The organism is Marinagarivorans sp. (assembly GCF_982758155.1).
This window is the reverse complement of sequence record NZ_CEXWTU010000388.1, coordinates 1-2,177: the sequence shown is the minus strand read 5'-3', so window position 1 is coordinate 2,177 and position 2,177 is coordinate 1. Positions and strand designations below refer to the sequence as shown.

Below are 2,177 nucleotides of genomic sequence, written 5' to 3'. Positions count from 1 at the left end.
ACCCATTGTACCGGCGGGCGCGGTGTGGATCACATCGTTATCTTTTTAGCGTGCCTGTTCCAGCTATTACTCGAGCTTAATTTCGGCGATTTTTCCATTTTTTAAGCCAGACAAAATAACTGCCATTTACTACATCTATTTCTCGCGACTTTCAATTTTCTTTGCAATTGTGTACATCAGAAATGCAAACAAAATTATTGCGGTAGGAGTAACCACTAACTCCCACCCTTCGAGCCCAAAATATTTCCATTGAATGAACGGAATTACTGAAGCGGAACCAAAAGCGCTAGGCATGATGGTCTTTGAGTATTTTTGCATATTACTTCTCCATAATGCACAACGGGATTAGCGATAGTGTTGCCGCTCCGTTCGCAGTATAATTTATAATGCTTTTTGCCATTAAATTCTTTACAAACGGTATTCTCCCTAGTAGGGAGAATGTTCCCCATGCATATGAAAATGTTGAAAACCCACATAGATAAGTCGCCAATGTACTTTTCCCTGCAGAATCAAATATCAAGGCAAGGCCTCTGGTAACATTACCGAGCGACACGGCAAGAGCAGACATAAAAAAAGGAAGTGCAGCCAAGCCAATTCCGCCAGAGATAAATATACCAATTGCCATAAGTAGTAATGCGGCCAACCCGATAATTAGCAAGTACGCCCCATTCCCCCCACCACTAATAATATAAGCCCCAGCACCCGTATCAGGGTCAATCAAAATATAACCCTCACCAATCCAACCATTAAAATTAATCTGGTTTTCATGGGCGGTAGCGACTTTCCCTGCAAACACAGCATTGCGAATATCCGTTTCCGCTCCATCAGTTAACTCAAGCTGGCCTAATGCTAAATCCACATTACTTTGGTCTATCGTCCAGATTTTTTGGCCTTCAGCCGCGGCAATAGCAAGCGCTTTTACTGCACTGATTCCTTCGGCAGGAGCATCCTCGGTCGAAAATATCTGCTCTGGAATTAGGTGCTCAAAAGCGCTACTTCTCGCCCCAGCAGCCTGCGTAAACGCCACTGCCTCTTCATTACTGCCATTCTTTGCCACACGCTGATATCGCAATCTATCGATATCCATACTCAACCCACTGAAATTTACTTGCCTTGGTATACCATAAAAATACTGCGGTTGTAGGTTTGTACTAAAAGTCCCGTAGCTCGGCAAGCGGTGGGTGAGAATATTGGCGCTTTGTGCGGCGATTTGGTCTTGTAAATCATTCATCGCGAAATAATTAAAGACGGTGGCGTATAACAAGTTACCGACTAATGAATGTTTGGTCAACGCGGCCAATTGCGTCTCATCGGTGTTTTCCAGCGCGGCTTTGGTGTGTTCTAGCTCCGCTTGTAACTTGGCCGCATGCAGGGGGCTAGCGCCTTGTAAATCTAAACCAATCGCACGATAACTACCGGCAATGGGGAAGTTGGTACTGGTGCGTTCGCCTTCGTGGGGGTTCCAGTAGCCCATGGTTTCGTGCAATTCAGTACCCATTGTACCGGCGGGCGCGGTGTGGATCACTTTGCCATCCACGGTGAATTCCGCGTTAAGGTTAATTAAATAGCCGGGCAAGCTTTGGGGTAAGTCGGCGGGGTTAACTTCGCCGTTTGCATCGGGCTCGGGTAGGTAGCTGGCAATGATGGCTTCATCATCTTCCGTTGCCGGTACAAAGCTTAGGCTTATCGCTTTACCGGCCAAGGCGGCGGTGGGTTGTTCGAAGGTGATTAACGCGTCTTCGGCGTAGCCCAAGTTTTGGGTGAATAAACGATAGTGGAATTTGTGCTGCAAACTTTCTGGTGTGTGGTTAAAACGCTGGCTGGTAATAATGCGTTGGTAGGGTAGGCCGTCGGCTAGTGGCCGCGCGGGCAGTATGTTAATGCTTTGTAAACCGAGTACTTCACCCACGGTGGCGTCGGGGTTTTGCTCGGTCACGTAGTTTTCTAGCTCTGTTTGAAAGCTGGCGAGCTGTTCTTCTAACAAGGCCTGTGGCGAGCCTTGTACCCAGCCTTCGTCTTCGTTCACGGTCATTTTCGCTTCTAAGTCCAGCGCTAGGCTTTCGGCATCAAAGGGCACGTTGTTTTGTAAATCCATGCCGGCGGCAAAATCGTGCTGTTTAAAGCTGGCATCCATGGGTACCCAGCTATCACCGGCACGCTCGACTACGCCACGGCTC

1 pseudogene is annotated in these 2,177 nt (G+C 47.8%); it reads right to left on the bottom strand.

What is annotated here, in order from left to right:
• Positions 1 to 319 precede the first annotated feature (319 nt).
• Positions 320 to 2,177: pseudogene (locus AC3A8L_RS21140) on the bottom strand (transglutaminase-like domain-containing protein); the annotation flags it as partial.